Raw genomic sequence first — 264 nt, forward strand, 5'->3', positions numbered from 1 at the left:
TCTAAATGAAGAAGCTCTGATTAAGTATCCTCACGAATTCTCAGGTGGTCAACGCCAACGTATCGGTGTTGCTCGTGCTTTGGCTAGTAATCCTCGTTTGATTATTGCAGATGAGCCGGTTTCTGCCTTGGATTTGTCTGTGCAGGCACAGGTCTTGAATTATATGAAACGTATCCAAGATGAGTTTAAGCTCAGCTATCTCTTTATTTCCCATGACCTCGGTGTTGTGCAACACATGTGTGATGAATTGTTCATCATGTATCG

General features: G+C 42.8%; 1 protein-coding gene. It reads left to right on the forward strand.

Annotated elements, in window-relative coordinates; genetic code table 11:
• A partial coding sequence (locus C1G53_RS00035; RefSeq protein WP_153046616.1) for an ATP-binding cassette domain-containing protein occupies positions 1-264 on the forward strand: 264 nt, incomplete at both ends.

The sequence above is a fragment of the Streptococcus suis genome (assembly GCF_002960445.1).
In the GTDB taxonomy this organism is placed as follows: Bacteria; Bacillota; Bacilli; order Lactobacillales; family Streptococcaceae; genus Streptococcus; species Streptococcus hyiners.